The sequence below is a fragment of the Agrobacterium sp. GW821-FHT02D03 genome, assembly GCF_059421725.1.
In genome coordinates this window covers 1-14,750 of sequence record NZ_JBWKVN010000003.1, presented here as the reverse complement: position 1 = coordinate 14,750, position 14,750 = coordinate 1, and the positions used below count along the sequence as shown (strand labels likewise).

14 protein-coding genes are annotated in these 14,750 nt (G+C 55.0%); 7 read left to right on the top strand and 7 right to left on the bottom strand.

Annotated features, from left to right (window positions below; all coding sequences use genetic code 11):
- Positions 1 to 6: 6 nt before the first annotated feature.
- From AC07U5_RS21740 to AC07U5_RS21730, 3 genes are all read right to left on the bottom strand, one after another.
- On the bottom strand, positions 7 to 1,335 hold the full coding sequence (locus AC07U5_RS21740) for a DGQHR domain-containing protein (protein WP_494724306.1): 1,329 nt from the start codon (positions 1,333 to 1,335) through the stop codon (positions 7 to 9).
- Positions 1,332 to 1,865: a hypothetical protein gene (locus AC07U5_RS21735; RefSeq protein WP_494724305.1), complete on the bottom strand. Its 534-nt coding sequence runs from the start codon at positions 1,863 to 1,865 to the stop codon at positions 1,332 to 1,334. The genes AC07U5_RS21740 and AC07U5_RS21735 overlap by 4 nt, the downstream gene beginning before the upstream one ends.
- A 311-nt stretch (positions 1,866 to 2,176) precedes the next feature.
- Positions 2,177 to 3,325, bottom strand: coding sequence for an ROK family transcriptional regulator (locus AC07U5_RS21730; RefSeq protein WP_312930949.1), 1,149 nt, complete (start codon positions 3,323 to 3,325; stop codon positions 2,177 to 2,179).
- Positions 3,326 to 3,468: 143 nt separating this feature from the next.
- Here AC07U5_RS21730 and AC07U5_RS21725 point away from each other — a divergent pair, with 143 nt between their 5' ends.
- The 7 genes from AC07U5_RS21725 (at position 3,469) to AC07U5_RS21695 (ending at position 10,391) form a co-directional block, all read left to right on the top strand.
- The gene (locus AC07U5_RS21725; protein ID WP_062597776.1) at positions 3,469 to 4,698 is read left to right on the top strand and encodes an ABC transporter substrate-binding protein; all 1,230 of its coding nucleotides are present in this window, start codon (positions 3,469 to 3,471) and stop codon (positions 4,696 to 4,698) included.
- 82 nt (positions 4,699 to 4,780) lie between these two features.
- Positions 4,781 to 5,821, top strand: a complete 1,041-nt coding sequence (locus tag AC07U5_RS21720) for an ABC transporter ATP-binding protein (RefSeq protein ID WP_062597775.1) — start codon at positions 4,781 to 4,783, stop codon at positions 5,819 to 5,821.
- Complete coding sequence (locus tag AC07U5_RS21715) at positions 5,821 to 6,672, top strand: ABC transporter permease (protein WP_062597774.1); 852 nt, start codon at positions 5,821 to 5,823, stop codon at positions 6,670 to 6,672. Before AC07U5_RS21720 ends, AC07U5_RS21715 begins: the two co-directional genes overlap by 1 nt.
- Positions 6,669 to 7,532: an ABC transporter permease gene (locus AC07U5_RS21710; protein ID WP_062597773.1), complete on the top strand. Its 864-nt coding sequence runs from the start codon at positions 6,669 to 6,671 to the stop codon at positions 7,530 to 7,532. Before AC07U5_RS21715 ends, AC07U5_RS21710 begins: the two co-directional genes overlap by 4 nt.
- 41 nt (positions 7,533 to 7,573) lie before the next feature.
- Positions 7,574 to 8,458, top strand: coding sequence for a glycerophosphodiester phosphodiesterase family protein (locus tag AC07U5_RS21705; RefSeq protein WP_062597772.1), 885 nt, complete (start codon positions 7,574 to 7,576; stop codon positions 8,456 to 8,458).
- Positions 8,458 to 9,228 (top strand): inositol monophosphatase family protein, encoded by a 771-nt coding sequence (locus tag AC07U5_RS21700; protein WP_312930903.1) that lies wholly within the window; start codon positions 8,458 to 8,460, stop codon positions 9,226 to 9,228. Before AC07U5_RS21705 ends, AC07U5_RS21700 begins: the two co-directional genes overlap by 1 nt.
- Before the next feature lie 227 nt (positions 9,229 to 9,455).
- Positions 9,456 to 10,391, top strand: a complete 936-nt coding sequence (locus AC07U5_RS21695) for a nucleotidyltransferase and HEPN domain-containing protein (protein ID WP_313557574.1) — start codon at positions 9,456 to 9,458, stop codon at positions 10,389 to 10,391.
- A 121-nt stretch (positions 10,392 to 10,512) separates the two neighbouring features.
- Here the strand turns inward: AC07U5_RS21695 and AC07U5_RS21690 are convergent, their stop codons facing one another.
- The 4 genes from AC07U5_RS21690 to repA form a co-directional block, all read right to left on the bottom strand.
- Positions 10,513 to 10,833: a hypothetical protein gene (locus AC07U5_RS21690; RefSeq protein ID WP_113327799.1), complete on the bottom strand. Its 321-nt coding sequence runs from the start codon at positions 10,831 to 10,833 to the stop codon at positions 10,513 to 10,515.
- A 187-nt stretch (positions 10,834 to 11,020) separates the two neighbouring features.
- Positions 11,021 to 12,235 carry a plasmid replication protein RepC gene (repC, locus tag AC07U5_RS21685; protein WP_312931106.1) on the bottom strand — a complete coding sequence of 405 codons (1,215 nt, stop codon included), beginning with the start codon at positions 12,233 to 12,235 and terminating at the stop codon, positions 11,021 to 11,023.
- 200 nt (positions 12,236 to 12,435) lie between these two features.
- Positions 12,436 to 13,470, bottom strand: coding sequence for a plasmid partitioning protein RepB (gene repB, locus AC07U5_RS21680; protein WP_312931107.1), 1,035 nt, complete (start codon positions 13,468 to 13,470; stop codon positions 12,436 to 12,438).
- Positions 13,467 to 14,750, bottom strand: a 1,284-nt coding sequence (gene repA / locus AC07U5_RS21675; RefSeq protein ID WP_494724304.1) for a plasmid partitioning protein RepA, incomplete at its 5' end; no start/stop codon positions are given. The genes repB and repA, both read right to left, overlap by 4 nt.

Here is a 14,750-nt window from a genome sequence, read left to right as displayed (position 1 = left end):
TTGACTTTAACCGCCCACGAACTGGTGATCTTCGAAGGGAAGATCGGACACCGGCAAGAGCCCCAGGTTCGCGCGAAGAATGCGACGGATTGCCGTACGATTAGAACCCGAGGCGTTCTGAAACCGAATATGCCCGAAATCGACATTAGCGGCGGGCTTTAGCCGTTGGCGGAATGCCTCCATCGACAGATCCCGTTGATCGAGCATCGGACCAGCGATCTCCCGATAGAGATCAAACAACGCCTGCACGCCGACCGTCTTGCGAATAAATGAGTTTGGCGCGGGGTTTTTCCAGAACAATTCGTTCGCGACGTTCACGAAATTGCGCGTAGCCGTGTAAATCAGGACGTCATCGCCTTCGCGATAGGCCTTGCGGAACGGTGGTCCGTTGGTCCTTCCCTCCGGCAAAGACGACCTTTTCATATGCCGGGATTGGCGAAGCAAAGCATTGTCAGTTTTAGGATTGGAACTGATGAGTCTTACGATTCCACCGACAATCGTCGCGAAAGAGATCTTCATCTCTGACTTTGCAATCATCTTAGCCGACGAGAAATCGTTTCGCGGCGCCACCACGATGTGGCCGTTCATACTCGAGTCTGGGTCGGTCGCAAGACGTCTGGCAAGAAAAACTGCAAGTTTCTCCGGAGACCATTCGTTCTCGCCTTCGTCGGAAACATTGTAGCCGAAGAGCTCATAAGTCAGGCTCTTGTCCACCGGCTTTTGGTTCGAGTTGATCGTGGCAAAGATCGTTGCCTGCATTGGGGGTGGAAGATCGATAAAGACGGCACAAAGAAGCTGTTCATCCAACCGTGCCGGGTCCGCCTCGGCAAAGGCAAAGAGACGATGTTGTCCGTCGATTACACGTGCGAGCTGTTCGGAAGTTGGAATGACGAGTTCATACGTTTCGTCGATGACATTGCCGTTGCCGTCGGCTATCGGGGTCGCCTCGATCCGCCAGCGGTTTGCATACTCGATGGCGGCCGCTTGCTCATTGCCCTCTTCCGGAAGATCGGTATCAAGATCTCCCTCGACGCGGGCCTCATCCCGGCGAAAATTTGCTGCAAGGATGATGGAGTTCGGGAAAGTTGCGTCAACCTGATTGATGTAGCTAGCAATAGCTTTGAGCCGTCGGGGATCCTGAAGGCGCTGCGTACCTTCGATGCTGTACCCGCCAGTGACGGGGTCGAGTGCTGCGGATACGGCTTTTGTGTAAGATAGTTGCAGAAGCAGCCGGGCGCTTAACACGACCGCAAAGAAAGATCCGATGGGCTGCTCTATCTTAAGAGCTTTGATCCTCATCGGGAACGTCGGGTTTAAGGCGGTCAGATCGTTCATAGTTTAATTCCACTGTTGCCGCCCGAAAGCTCGCGGTTTGGATTGCCTCCCGACGCCGCATCGGGGTTGACCCGGTCCTGAAACAAGTCGTCCTCGCCGTTGGCTAGCCACCAGGACAGCGTCGCGACCAACAGACCGCATATCCCAAGGAAGTGCGTCAGTCTGATGGATTCACTGGCCGCTGACAAAAAATAGGCAGAGCAAACAACCAGGAACGCGAGGACGAAGGCAGTAACTACGGCCATCTTGTTCATCGACAGCGCGAACTGCATCAGGCATGGGACGCCGACGGCGAGAATCGCGGTCGCATACGCTAAGCGCAAGGGTCCGAGACTTGGATGCGCGTGTTCCGGTGTCGGCGTGAAAAATAGAATGTTCTTCACCTCGATCCAAACGCCCAAATATCCAAGAATAAGAATACCGAGGACCAGAACGACATAGAAAGTCCGCTGCCTGCACGGTCGGCTCATCCGCCGTTTTACAAGAGCCCAGGGGTCCTCTTTCGGCAAAGGTTGGTCACTCGTCTCCATCTGTCCTCGCGCGGCAGCTGCATTTGTTCTGATAAATGCCTTTCTACAATGAGTTGCAACTCCGTTAAAGCGAAACGGAACAAGAACTTAGCTTTATGGGCTGAAAAGAATTTCGCGCAGCCAAACCGTGGATTGAAACCAGGAGTGTAGGGCCCGATCGCCGGTCTGGTGCTATCTGGTCGATTTTGGGGCGTAGACCTTGATTTCCTGTAGTAATTTCTCAGGGCGGCGGTTCGAATCTCTTCAAGGCGAGCAAATCGAAATGTAGTTTTGGGGTTGGACACGTTTAAACAATCTAGACGATCATACCACTACTTAAACGACCGCATCCTGAAAGGCAGCAATGCCGCGCCGATGGCGGCAGGATCGCCTGCGGTCTCTCTGAGAACCAATTTGGCCTCCTGTGGGCCGACGCCGTAGCGGTGTTCTCGCTCCGAGGGCATGTGGACACGCGCGATCATCATTTGGCCGAGCTTTCTCGGCAACTGTCCTCCGAAGACGATGGCTTGAGGATCGATGACTGCGATCAGACTGGCAACCAATCGGTCCACCTGAGGCATGGTTTGATCAAGCCATTCTTCCACGCCGGGCCAGGTTGGATCAAATTTCTGATAGAGCGCTTCGATAGACTGTATGTCAACGCCATTCCTTTGCAGTGTCTCGATCAGATATTGCAGGGCTGGCCGCTTAGGAGATTCGTCCGGATTATAGATACCGCTGAATTCGCCAGCATTGCCGAAAAAGCCGTGAAACGGCTGGCCACCCAAAATAAGCCCTCCGCCAAAACCGTAATTGAATGATAGATAAGCAAAGGTCTGGCACCATGAGCCTACGCCGCGTAGGCTTTCACCGATCGCCCCGGTTGTGGCATTGTTTTCTAGCCAGACAGGCAGGCGGAACCTGTCTTCAAGTATTGGTTTCAGATTTATCAGCGACCAGTCTCGTAAGGGCTCCGGCGCATTAAAGGCGCGGTCTTGCGATACAAAAAATCCTGACATCGAGAAGCCAAGGCCAATCATCTTTTCGCGTGGTACGCCGTGGTCCGCGAGCAAGCGTTCCAATGCGAGAGAAAGCGCGGCTAGTGTTTTCTCCCGGTCGCTTGGGAGCATGTTCAGCTTTTCCTCGACCACGATGTCGCAGCGGAAATCGGCAATGCAGATCACAACAGAATCGGTGTTGATGGAAATGCCAAGAGAATAGGATGCTTCCGGCACCAGTTCGATGTTGGGGCTCGGCTGGCCTCGGGTGCCTTTCGGCGCAGCCCCAGTGCGCAGAAACCCGCGCTGTAGCAACCCTTCAATCAGACGATGCACCGACTGCTGCGTCAGGTTCGTGTGGCCAGTGATCGACGCCCGAGAGATCGGGCCATGGCGGCGCACGATATTCAGAATGAGGCGTTCGTTCTCGCTGGCCAGCGGCTGGCGATCATAGATGGAGCACGCGTTTTGATCAATGGTCATGGACTTTGGATAGCGGCTCAACGGGGTGGTCGCAACCAGCGCACGCGCTTGTGAAAGCATTTTTCACTGGACTGTCATAAATATTACACCTAAAGTGTATTAATGGGAGCCAGTGAACAGCGGGTCCCTAGGAGGAGCTACCAATGCCTATGAAGTCCATTGCGATTGCCGCGCTTGCGCTGGCAACGACGGCAGCGCCTTGCCTGTCGGCAGAAACGAATATGAAAAACCTCGACTTCGATCTTGCCAAAGTCACGCGCGAGAATTTCTACGAAATCGTGGTTCCCGCTGCCAAAGCAGAAGGAACAGTCACCATGTATAATTTTGCGGGAAGCTTCGCAGATACATGGAAGGAGCTGATCACTCGGTTCGAAACAAAATACGGTATCAAGGTTGCTTACAGTGATGTGAAAGGCGACCAGGCAAATCAGCAGTTGATCGCGGTTCAGTCAGCCGGGCAGGATTCTCCCGTGGATGCTTATTTCGCCGGCGGTGGTGGTTATCCCTTGCTGTCTACCAAAGGTGTGGTGGGCAATATTCCGCTGACGAAAATACTGCCCAATATGGCCAATTACGATCCGGTCCTTGCCGAGACCGTTTTTGGAAAGTCGCATGGCGGCAGCTTTCCGCTGGTCCACCTCAACCAGACGGCAGTTGGTTATGACTCGGCCTTCGTGAAGGTGCAGGACGTGCCCAAGAGCTTTGATGATCTTCTTGCATGGGCTGAAAAGAACCCTAAGCGACTTGGTGTGACACTGCCTGCGAAGGGCGGATCGGGCAGCGGGTTCATCTACTCCGTTGCTCTCAACTATCTGAGCGGTGAATGCCGCAAGCAACTGACCGATTACAACAAGACTCTTCAGCAGGCCCAGGACTGGGCGATGACATCCCATTGCCTCCAACCTGTCTGGGACTACTACCGTCGTCTGCTTGCTGTAGCGGAATTGACGAACGGCAACGCCGATACGCTGAACCTGATCAACAATCAGCAGCTCTATATGGGCACGGTCTGGGAGGATCAGGTGATGAGCTTCCTCGGCACCAAGCAATTGCCGGAAACCTTCCGTTTGACGCTGCTTGAAAAAGGTCAGGTCGGCTCCGGCGACGCGATCTTCGTTCCCGCCAACGCCAAACATGTCGCCTCCGCGCTACTGCTGATCGATATGGCGATGAGCAGGGAGTTCCAGCTTTGGAAGCTGGAAAACAAGGCCTCACGCTCCCCACGTCTGGATGTGACCAACGATTTGATGCCCGAGGCAACGCAGGTGCATGTCCTTCCAAAGGATGTCTATCCGAGGCTTTCCGTTCCGGCATTCTGGGACATGTCGACAGCTCTTGCCGAAGCACTCGATGAAAAAGTGTTGAACCAGTAACGACGTCTTGAACAGCAGGCCATTGGCATTTTTCTGAAAGTCCGTGGCCCTGCGACGCGCGGAACAGGGAAGGAGTATCGTCATGAGCGAACTTGAAATCCGCAATATCACCAAGGATTATGGCGTAAGTCGTGCCCTTCATCCTGTGTCCATCAATGTGGAACGCGGTGAATTCGTCACCATCCTCGGCCCCTCGGGCTGTGGAAAATCGACGCTGCTGCGTATTCTCATGGGCATCAGCGAACAGTCCGGTGGTGAGATATGGCTGGGTGGCAAGCGTATCGACACGGCTCCGCCAGAGGCGCGGGACATTGCCATGGTCTTTCAGTCCTATGCGCTGTTTCCGCATATGTCGGTCGCCAAAAACCTCGGCTTCGGTTTGCGGATGAAAAAGATCGCCAAGGATGAGCGCGCACGTCGCATCTCCCACGCGCTGGAAATTTGTAATCTTTCCGGCCTTACTGACCGCATGCCGCGACAATTGTCGGGCGGGCAGCAGCAGCGTGTGGCGCTCGCACGCGCCATTGTCATGCAACCAAGTCTGCTGCTGTTCGATGAACCCCTTTCCAACCTGGACGCCAAATTGCGGGATACGCTACGCCATGAATTGACGCAGCTCCACCGGCGGATTGGTGCCACAAGTATCTATGTCACGCATGATCAGGCCGAGGCCATGGCCATGTCAGACCGGATCGTGGTCATGAATGCCGGGCGGGTGGTGGAGGTGGGGACGCCGCTTGAGCTTTATCGTGCGCCAAAACATGCTTTCACTGCCGGTTTCCTTGGCCAGACCAACCTGCTTCACGTCGATGCGGATGGAACACAGGCGCAGTTGCCGTGGCATCAATCCGTCAACCTCGACAAGACGGCCATCGGGCCAGTGCAGATTTCCGTGCGCCCGGAGAACATCGCGATTACAGCCGACGAGAACGGTACCGGTACGGTCTCTGCCGTTTCTTTCATGGGCGCCAATGCACTTTACACGGTGGAGATCGGTCAGACGCAGGTCCGTGTCAGCCAATCCGGTGCAGACCATCTGATCGACGCAGGACGTAGCGTATCGCTCCAGTTCCCCGGCGTCGTGCACCTTCTGAACGATGCTTCGATCAGGGAGGCTGCATAATGCAAACCCTTCTTCGCGCCCGGCGCGTTCAACTGCTCGTGCTGTTGGCACCCGGTGTCGGTTATCTCATCTTTTTTTTCGGTGGACCGCTTTTATCAGCGCTGCTCGGTAGCTTTCGGCTCGAAGATGGCAGTTTCACTTTGTCTCTCTACGAGCGGATTTTCACGCGGCCGTCAATGATCCGTGGTTTGAGGACCTCGATTTATTACGGTGTCATGCCGGTCATCGTCTCGCTTGCAGTCTCGGTGCCGCTGGCACTTCTGATCAGTAAAAGCTTCATCGGTCGCAAGCTCTTCAGCGGGCTTTACAAATTGCCGATGGCGGTGCCTGGCATTATTGTCGGCCTGATGATCATCGTCGTTTTCGAACGCGGCGGTTTTCTGGATCGTCTCGTCGCTCCGCTTGGGCTGGAACTGCCGAAACTCGTGCGCGACGACTGGGGTATTGGCGTCATTCTTGCCAGTGTCTGGAAACAGATACCATTCATGACGCTCATCATCACAAGTGCCTTCGCCGCCATTCCTGAAGACATCAGATATGCGTCGCGCACATTGGGTGCGTCCCGTCTCAAGACCTTTATCTTTGTCGAGGTTCCACTCGCTATGCCGGGCATCACTGCCGCAATTCTTCTGACATTCATCGGGTCCATGGGGTCTTACGCCATCCCCGACATTGTCGGGCCACCGACGGCTCGTCCGCTTTCGGTCTTGATGGTGCAGGAGTTTAATCAGGGCCGCTTCAATCAGGTCTATGCAATGGGAATGGTTTTGAGCCTGTTCGCAGTGTTTGTCCTGCTCGCCTACTACACGCTTACGTCTCGCATCGGTCAGATCCGGGAGAATGCCCAATGAGCGCCGTAGTAACAAACGCGGTTGCCATTCCTCGCCGCCGGGCATTCCAAAAAGAAGATCGCCTTTGGGTCTCGATAGGACTTTATACGGCGCTGGGCCTGGCCATCGCCGTCCCGCTTGCGCTTATGTTTCTGTGGAGCATTGCAGACGGCTGGTCGCCGCCGCTTGTGATACCCAAAGATTACACGATGCAACGCTGGGCAAGCGTTCTGGAGGATTCCAATCTTATTCAGGCTGCCTTGAATAGCATCGTGATCGCCATCGTCGTCACGTTCGCAACAGCCGCAATAGCCCTACCCACCGCCTGGGCCATGGCACGGTTTCCATTTCGCCTGAAGCGGTTGGTCGAAATCTTCATCCTTGCGCCGATCATCATTCCGGGCCTCGTCGTTGCCGTGGGTATAGGGCAGGTATTTCTTGTGCTGGGTCTTGCGTACTCGGTACCGGGGGTCATCCTTGTGCAGATCGTTGGCACCCTGCCACTGATGATCCGTTTGATGACGGCGGCGCTTGAAACCATTCCCGACGATCTTATCCACGCCGCGCGCTCTCTTGGTGCAGGCACGGTCGGCATCGTCACCCACATCATCCTGCCGCTTGCCATACCCGGCCTACTTGCCGGTGGCCTCATGTCGTTCATCGGCAGCTTTGAGGAATTCGATAAATCCTTCATCGTCGGCGCGCCGGTGGTCCAGACGCTGCCGATCAAGCTTTACATGTATCTCGATCCCTATTCGATGCAGCTTCCGCTCGCCTCCATCGTCTCTTTCATCCTGCTTCTCCCAGCACTCATCGTCTTCGTCATTGCCGGTCGTATCCTGCGTGACGACCTTATGGCGGCGGGCATGGGCAAAATCTGACCTTCCTCAACACCTGATTTCAACATCTGAAAGTCGAAACCATGTCTGCAATAATGACTGCCTCCAGTCCTGTCGGCGATAGCTGTAATGTCTTGTCCATCTGCTCACGCAGCAACCCGGGAATCCTCACGATAGCCCATCGTGGGTTCTGGACGAGAACGGCAGAAAACTCGCTTGCTTCCGTCCGTGCAGCGATTGCCGCTGGCGTTGATATGATCGAAATCGACACTCAAGCGACGGCAGATGGCACGTTAGTCGTCATTCATGACGAGACGCTCGACCGAACAACGAGTGGGACCGGAACTGTCGGCGAGCTCCCATTCGATGTCGTTAGAGCGGCGAAGCTGCGGGTTGGGGCAGGAGGTGCTGACGCCGAAATCACCGACGAGTGTGTTCCCACGCTGGAAGAACTACTCGAAGAAACCCGCGGCAAGATCACCGTCAACATCGACACCAAGTTCACACGTGACCTGCCTCTGGTCATGGAAACGGTGCTGCGGCTCGGTATTGAAGACCAGGTGCTCGTCAAAACGGACATCGACCCGCAAGCGGCATATTTCGATATTCTCGATGCGGACTGGTTCGGTAAAATTCCTCATATGCCCATGTTCAAAGTGCGTTCCGGCCACTTCACAGACGACCTGCGCCAGATCGAAGCGCTTCATGCACCTATGATCGAAGTGAAGTTCACAGATATTGCAGACCTTGCCGCAGGTCGTGAAGAGCTGGAGCGCCAGAATATCCGCCTCTGGATCAACACGCTCGACGTCTCATACTGCCTTGATTTCAACGATTCGCGCGCACTTAGCGAGCCCGACAACGTCTGGGGCGCACTTGCGCTAGCTGGTGTCGGTGCGATCCAGACCGACGAAGTCGATGCCTTCAAGGGTTGGCTGAAGACCCACGAAACAGTGGTGGTTCAATGATGGCGATGCAAGACGAACGGTTGGCCAACGCTGTCGCAATCATTGAAGAGGCAGCGACGCTGGCTCTGACATTCTTCCATGCGCGCAGTGGCATAGAAACCAAGACCAAAGGTGTTCAGGATTTCGTCTCCGAGGCTGATACCAGCGTCGAACGCCTCGTCCGGGAGCGTCTGGATGCGGTTTTTCCGGGCGAGACTGTTTTGGGCGAGGAAATGGGTGGACATGCGGATGATGCTTACTGGATCATCGATCCGATTGACGGCACGGCGAATTTTCTGCGAGGCTCTCCCCTGTGGGGCATATCACTCGGTTTCGTTCGTAATGGGCGCCCGGAACTTGGTGTTGTTGCTATTCCGGTCCTGAAAGAGGTTTATGCCGCCGCGGATGGAACGGGTCTCCTTTTGAACGGTAGGGCAATAAACCGCGATATCTTCTTTGAGGATGTGCAAGTCATGTCTTTGGGTGATAGCGCATCAGCGGATGCCGAGGAGGTCGCAGCGCTCAACGTCGGTCTCCGCCACGCGGGCTGGGTGGTGGAATCGATCCGTTCCACATCCATCGGGCTCGCCTTCGCGGCACGTGGCATTTTCGACGGGCATCTCCAAAAATTGACCACCATGTGGGATATCGCAGGTGGGGCGGTTCTCGCCCGCGAAGCCGGCCTCGACGTTCGCATTGGTTCCCGTACCGGATCTGGCATTCCTTGGATTGCTGCCGGAACACCCAAACTCATGACTGCGGCTGGCGAGTTATGGCCTGAAACTCAATAGCTTGACGCAGCACGCAGATGAGTTTGGGAAAGAATTTTATGGGTCGACAGTTCGATTCCGTTCAAGTGCTTCATTATATCTGAAAAGCCTGAAATCACTGGTTGATTTGCAAAAATAGCTGAGCACTTTTGCCATTTGATGAATGTTGCGAAGCGTATAAGGTCCATGGATACCACCAGCGCGATGACATCGCGGCGACAATCGGAAGCCAGTCAGACCCCGTTCCCATGATGAAATCCTCCCTCGATCATATCCCGCATAGAAAGCAGCGAGAGCTCGCGCGTGCGCTGGAGATCCTGCACGAGGAGTTCGACGATGCGCTGAACGAAGGCACGGCCGACTTCAAGAAGCGCGGACGCATTCTCAAGATCATACTGTTCGGCTCCTACGCCCGCGGCACCTTTGTCGATGAGCCGCATACGATGAAGGGCTATCGCTCGGATTTCGATTTGCTGGTGATCGTCAACAATCGCAAACTGACCGACCATGCCACCTATTGGTACAAGGCGGCAGACCGGATCATTCGTGACAGCTTCATCGAAACGCCGACGCAGTTCATCGTCCACTCACTGCGCGAGGTGAACACAGAGCTGAAGAAGGGCAACTTCTTCTTCTCGGATATTCGCAAGGACGGTATCGCTCTCTATGAACTGGATGACGAGCCTTTAGCCGAGCCGAGACTACTCACTGCGGAGGAGCGATTGAATGCGGCGCAGGACCACTTCGCTCAAAGATTTTCAGAGGCAAAAGTTGTTCTGGAAACGTCTCGGTTTCAATTGGAGCAATGGCGAAAACTTGGAGGCGCTTGGTCAAATTGGTCTGCCTTCAGTTTGCATCAGACGATTGAGCAAGCTTACGCGTGTGTCTTGTTGACCCTCACAAATTACGGTCCGCCCTCGCACAACGTGAAGTTCCTTCGATCGCTAGCTGAAGAGCAGGATCTTCGACTGGTGGACGCGTTTCCTAGGGATCACCACAGACAACGCGCAATGTTCAACACCATCAATGAAGCATATGTAAAAGCGAGATATTCTAAGCATTTTAAAATCACCGAGGAGGCGCTCGTCTGGCTTGGTGAGCGGACCGCGCATCTGTTGGAGTTGGTGAGACTCGTGTGCGACGAGCATATCGAAAAGCTACAACGAGATGTTAAGCCTAGTTAGGCTCCCGCATCCAGGCTGCAACTCAAGAGTATTCCTCGGCTTTCGCGACCACCAATTGCCGCAACTTTGCTTAAAACGGCCAAACTTCCCTCAAAAAACCGCCGTCACGCCGACGGGCCTTCTACTCGGCAGACTCAACGAAGCTGATCTCGGTTTTGCTCGAGAGAATGATATGGAGGTCTCGGATCATACCGGCGGCGCGAAGGAAAGCATCCCGGACTTCTTCCTCGCTGTGCCATCCATTTTCGATAGAGAGAGCGAGAGTGTGAATGTCGAGAACTCGGTCGCGACCGGGACCCGACGGCATGCCAATCGTTTCGCGTAAGTCGCGGATCGTCGCCACTGCCCGCTCAAGCATCCGTCGCTTTTGATACGTGTCTAAAAGGCCAAGTCTGTTGGCATCAAACACTAGTTCAGCAATGAATTTATTCGTCAGTGTCACGGTCCGAGTGTCATTTGGCACGGAGCTAGCGTCAATATTAATCCAGCTAACCCGGTGCTCCAGACGATTGTTTCGAATTATGCTGTGACGACGGTGCATCAGCCGGTCCCTTCCAATGGTAACTTTATCGGTTGCGCTCAAAATGAACCGCCGCGCCACAGCCTCCGAACTACCAACGAGCGATCTTTCATCCCGTTGCCTTGTCCGACTGCCCGGCCGCACGCAACAACGCCATGAGTACAGGCCCTAGCGAAAACTCGCCACGTTTGGCCCTGTTGGTGAGATCTCGCAAATATCCGCCAGGCGAATTGATATAACCGCCGCGCTCAAGGATACAGGCGATTGTGACCGCCGCATTTTCCGCCCCCATCGCCTCACACGCCTCCTGATACGCGGAGGGGCTGACACCCAGCATCGATCGCACCACGACCGCGGCAGTCATAAGCTCGCGCCAGTTACTGATCCGGCCATCGGGACCGTAGTTGGAAATTTCAGGGCAAGCCCGAAGTACCAGTCCGATAGGGAACGCCTTAATCGGCACACTCTCGGCTCGCTTCTTCTCGCTCGGCTTCGCTCCCTGCTCCTTTTCAGAGCTAGGTTCAAGTTCATTAAGGGGTTTGGTATTTGAATTCTGTACGTGACGCTCATTATGAGCATCATTGGTGCTCGTATTTGCAGAAATATCTTCGAAATTCAGGAGTTTGAGTACATCCTGCCGCAGAACGCTCATCTCAGCGGCAATATTCCTCAGGTCGTTGAGGGTAGGATTGCGTGGAATCCGTCTAACAAGGTCAAGATAGCGCTCTTCCATTCGAACCCAGTCACCGACAGCACCCTCTTCAAGTGCAGCAGATATCAGCTTACGGATGTCGCGCCGGCAGATGGTCAGGGCCTCTTTTTCTCGACGAAACGCTAACCGCTCCGCCGCGACCTGCTGAGCGAGCAAAGCGAGTTCTTCCGCACGCGTCAAAAGCGGTGAAATATCGAAACCATAGGCGTGTTCTATCGAACCATCTTCGTCCTTGCGCGCGTAACGCTTGCCGTTTGCGCTGTCCTTGCGAATGATCAGGCCCGCCTCGACAAGAAGAGCCAGATGCCGGCGCAGCGTTGCACCTGCAATGCCATGAGCACGAATGGACAATTGAATGTTTGAAGGGAACACGACCAGTTGGGCGTCCTGGCGCAATTCGTTTTCCGGGTAGAAGCTGAGCAGCGCGTCGAGCACCGCAAGGCTGCGATCCTGTAGCCCCAGCCTCTCACGCGCTTCGGACGCGTCGCGGAAGACCTTCCATTTGTCGACTGTTTTGCCCTGCTTGATTTTCGTCGTGGCTATCTGCCGCTTCACAAGCGCAAGCGTTACCGGCCGCCGCCCAAAAGGCGTCGATACCTGTCCGTCTTCCATGTCCTCGCCCCATCAAAAAGGCAAAAGAAGAACGCTCACCAAAACGGTGCCAAATTCTCTTGACTGGGATTCAGGGAAATGCGATTCTCTCGTTGTCACACATCGAGAAGGGCTTCCATGACGGCAACGTTTCGGGGGCCTTTTTCTTTTGCGCGTTTTCCTTCCTTTGAAGTCAGTTTCTCGGTTGCCTCGCAACCAGATTAGTCTTTCGATCGCTCACGGTCGAAGCGCTCCGCCAACTCGGGCAGCGTCGCCTCGATAAACGAGAGGAATTCTGCGCCGCGCGCGGTGCTGGCAGAGATACGCATGTCTTTTTTTGTCCGCACGAACCTACCGAGCTCTTGCCCAGCAGTGTTTGCAATCGTGGTGCCGTTGCTTTGAGCTGGCTGCGATGTCCGCAAGGCATTGAAAGCCGCAAGGAACTTCTGGTCAGAAGCCTGGCGCTTAGTTGTTGCTTCAGAAAGCGCTGAGCGCAGTTGATCATGCAACTCGGCTTGCTCAGAAAAGACTTTGGCAAACTCAGCCCACCTTGGACGTCCAACCTTCGGAGCCCGACCGATGGCTTCGATAACGTCTAGCGGAACAGTGCGATAGACGGCACGCATTCTCGCAAGTTCAGGATCATCTATGGATAGCGCGGCCTTGATATCGCGTGGCTTGACGTCGGCGTCGTCCATGCGGGAAGCAAACAATGCACGCTCGATCCAGGTAAGGTCCTGCCGGTCGGCATTCTCAATGCCTTGCGAAATAACCAGTTCGACATCGGAGATTTCGACTTCGATGGCTTTGACCGGAATCCCGATTTCCTTGGCTGCGCGTAGACGGCGGTGGCCATAGATAACCTGATATCTATCTGGAGACGACGGGGACCGGCGAACCTGGATAGGGACCTTCTGACCCTCTGATTTGACCGAGTTGCGAAACGTCTCGAAATCCGACGCGTCGTCATCCGGTAGACGATCGGGAAATGGCGACGGGTCGATCATGGAAGGATCGATCTCACGAATTGCGCCACCACCCGATTCCAGAAGCGCTTTCAGTCGATCACGCTCGGACTTTATGTCGTCGATCGCCCGATGCGCGGCGCCGATAACACCAGCGCCGACGCGCGTTGGGACTGGCGCAACTGGCTGCTGAGGCGTCTCAGACGAAGTCGTGGAGAGCCGATTTTCGAGCTCGGCCGACAGCAAACCAAAATTCGCAACGATAGATTTACGCGACGACTTAGAGGTCATGTCCGCCCCCAGCTATTGTTGATGAGTTTTACGATCGCTTCATTGACGGCATCGACCGCCTCACGAGCGCGCTTATGCGTATCACGGCCGATCTGCCCCATCTCAAGCTCGTAGATAGAACGTTTCGCGAGCCCTGCTGCCTCTACCGCAGTGCTTTCGATCAGAGTCGGCAGAAGCACGTCCGATCCAAACAGGTGACGCATCATAGCAACGACCTGCGACTGCGGCGCATCATTGGGATCGTGTCGAGTGACCAGATAGCGAATGAAGTCTTGATCGAGCTTGGCGCCACTCTCGTTCAAGACGCTGATCAAGTCGCCCATCATCAAAAGGAACTGGCTCATCGATGCCACATCGAGCATCGCCGGATGAACGGTAATAATCATGCTGGTGGCAGCGTAGATCGCGCTCAGCGTCAGGAAGCCGAGAGAGGGTGGAGTATCCAGAATGACGACGTCGTAATCTTCATCGACATCGGCGAGGGCAAGCTTCAGACGCTCGAAGAAAATCGCGCCAGACCCAGATTTTTGCGCCAGAACTCGCGGGGTTTCGTGTTCATATTCCATGACCTCTAGGTTACCTGGGATCAGGTCGATGCCATCGAAATAGGTCTTGCGAATGATGTCGCGGATCGGCCGCCGTTCCGCTTCGTCGTAACGCAGCGCTGCGTAGATGGTCTCGTTTGCACCGACGTCAAACTCCGGCTGCGCGCCGAACAGAGCCGATAGGGATGCCTGCGGATCGAGATCGAGTGCAAGCACGCGATAGCCCTGCAGAGCAAGATAGTGCGCTAGATGGACACAGGTCGTCGTTTTCGCACTACCGCCTTTGAAGTTTGCGATGGCGATAACCTGGAGATGCTCACCTGGACGCCGCCGTGGCGAGAAGCGGAGCGCTTCAGACGGCTTCTGGCCTGCAAAGAACTCTCTGAGCTCATTGATCTGGGAAAGCGAGTAAACGCGGTGATTGTTTTCAAGGCGGCCCGGCAGAGGCCCGCGACCCTCACTCGACATGAGTTTGAGAGTAGAATCAGGTATGGAAGTAAGCTTGGAAACTTCATTTGTGAGGAATGGACGCAGGCTCTTCTCCGACTTGGGAGGATACATGCGCGTGCGGAGTTCCTGCAATTGCTGGGACAAAAGGCTTGCGTGCCGCGCGATCTTGCTGCCGGCATCTTCCTTCTGTCCACCTGTCATTTCTGCTCGTTCCGCTATCGCCATAATTTCCTCTTGGCGGGCAATTGCCGGTTTGCCGACTTCAACCCGCCAAAGGTACATCAC

Bases quoted from the DNA above. Each gene is read 5' to 3' on its own strand.
- AC07U5_RS21730 (WP_312930949.1), bottom strand. From the start codon at position 3,325: ATGACCATTGATCAAAACGCGTGCTCCATCTATGATCGCCAGCCGCTG.
- AC07U5_RS21715 (WP_062597774.1), top strand. From the start codon at position 5,821: ATGCAAACCCTTCTTCGCGCCCGGCGCGTTCAACTGCTCGTGCTGTTG.
- AC07U5_RS21735 (WP_494724305.1), bottom strand. From the start codon at position 1,865: ATGGAGACGAGTGACCAACCTTTGCCGAAAGAGGACCCCTGGGCTCTT.
- AC07U5_RS21705 (WP_062597772.1), top strand. From the start codon at position 7,574: ATGTCTGCAATAATGACTGCCTCCAGTCCTGTCGGCGATAGCTGTAAT.
- AC07U5_RS21740 (WP_494724306.1), bottom strand. From the start codon at position 1,335: ATGAACGATCTGACCGCCTTAAACCCGACGTTCCCGATGAGGATCAAA.
- repB (WP_312931107.1), bottom strand. From the start codon at position 13,470: ATGACCTCTAAGTCGTCGCGTAAATCTATCGTTGCGAATTTTGGTTTG.
- AC07U5_RS21710 (WP_062597773.1), top strand. From the start codon at position 6,669: ATGAGCGCCGTAGTAACAAACGCGGTTGCCATTCCTCGCCGCCGGGCA.
- AC07U5_RS21725 (WP_062597776.1), top strand. From the start codon at position 3,469: ATGCCTATGAAGTCCATTGCGATTGCCGCGCTTGCGCTGGCAACGACG.
- AC07U5_RS21700 (WP_312930903.1), top strand. From the start codon at position 8,458: ATGGCGATGCAAGACGAACGGTTGGCCAACGCTGTCGCAATCATTGAA.
- AC07U5_RS21695 (WP_313557574.1), top strand. From the start codon at position 9,456: ATGATGAAATCCTCCCTCGATCATATCCCGCATAGAAAGCAGCGAGAG.
- repC (WP_312931106.1), bottom strand. From the start codon at position 12,235: ATGGAAGACGGACAGGTATCGACGCCTTTTGGGCGGCGGCCGGTAACG.
- AC07U5_RS21720 (WP_062597775.1), top strand. From the start codon at position 4,781: ATGAGCGAACTTGAAATCCGCAATATCACCAAGGATTATGGCGTAAGT.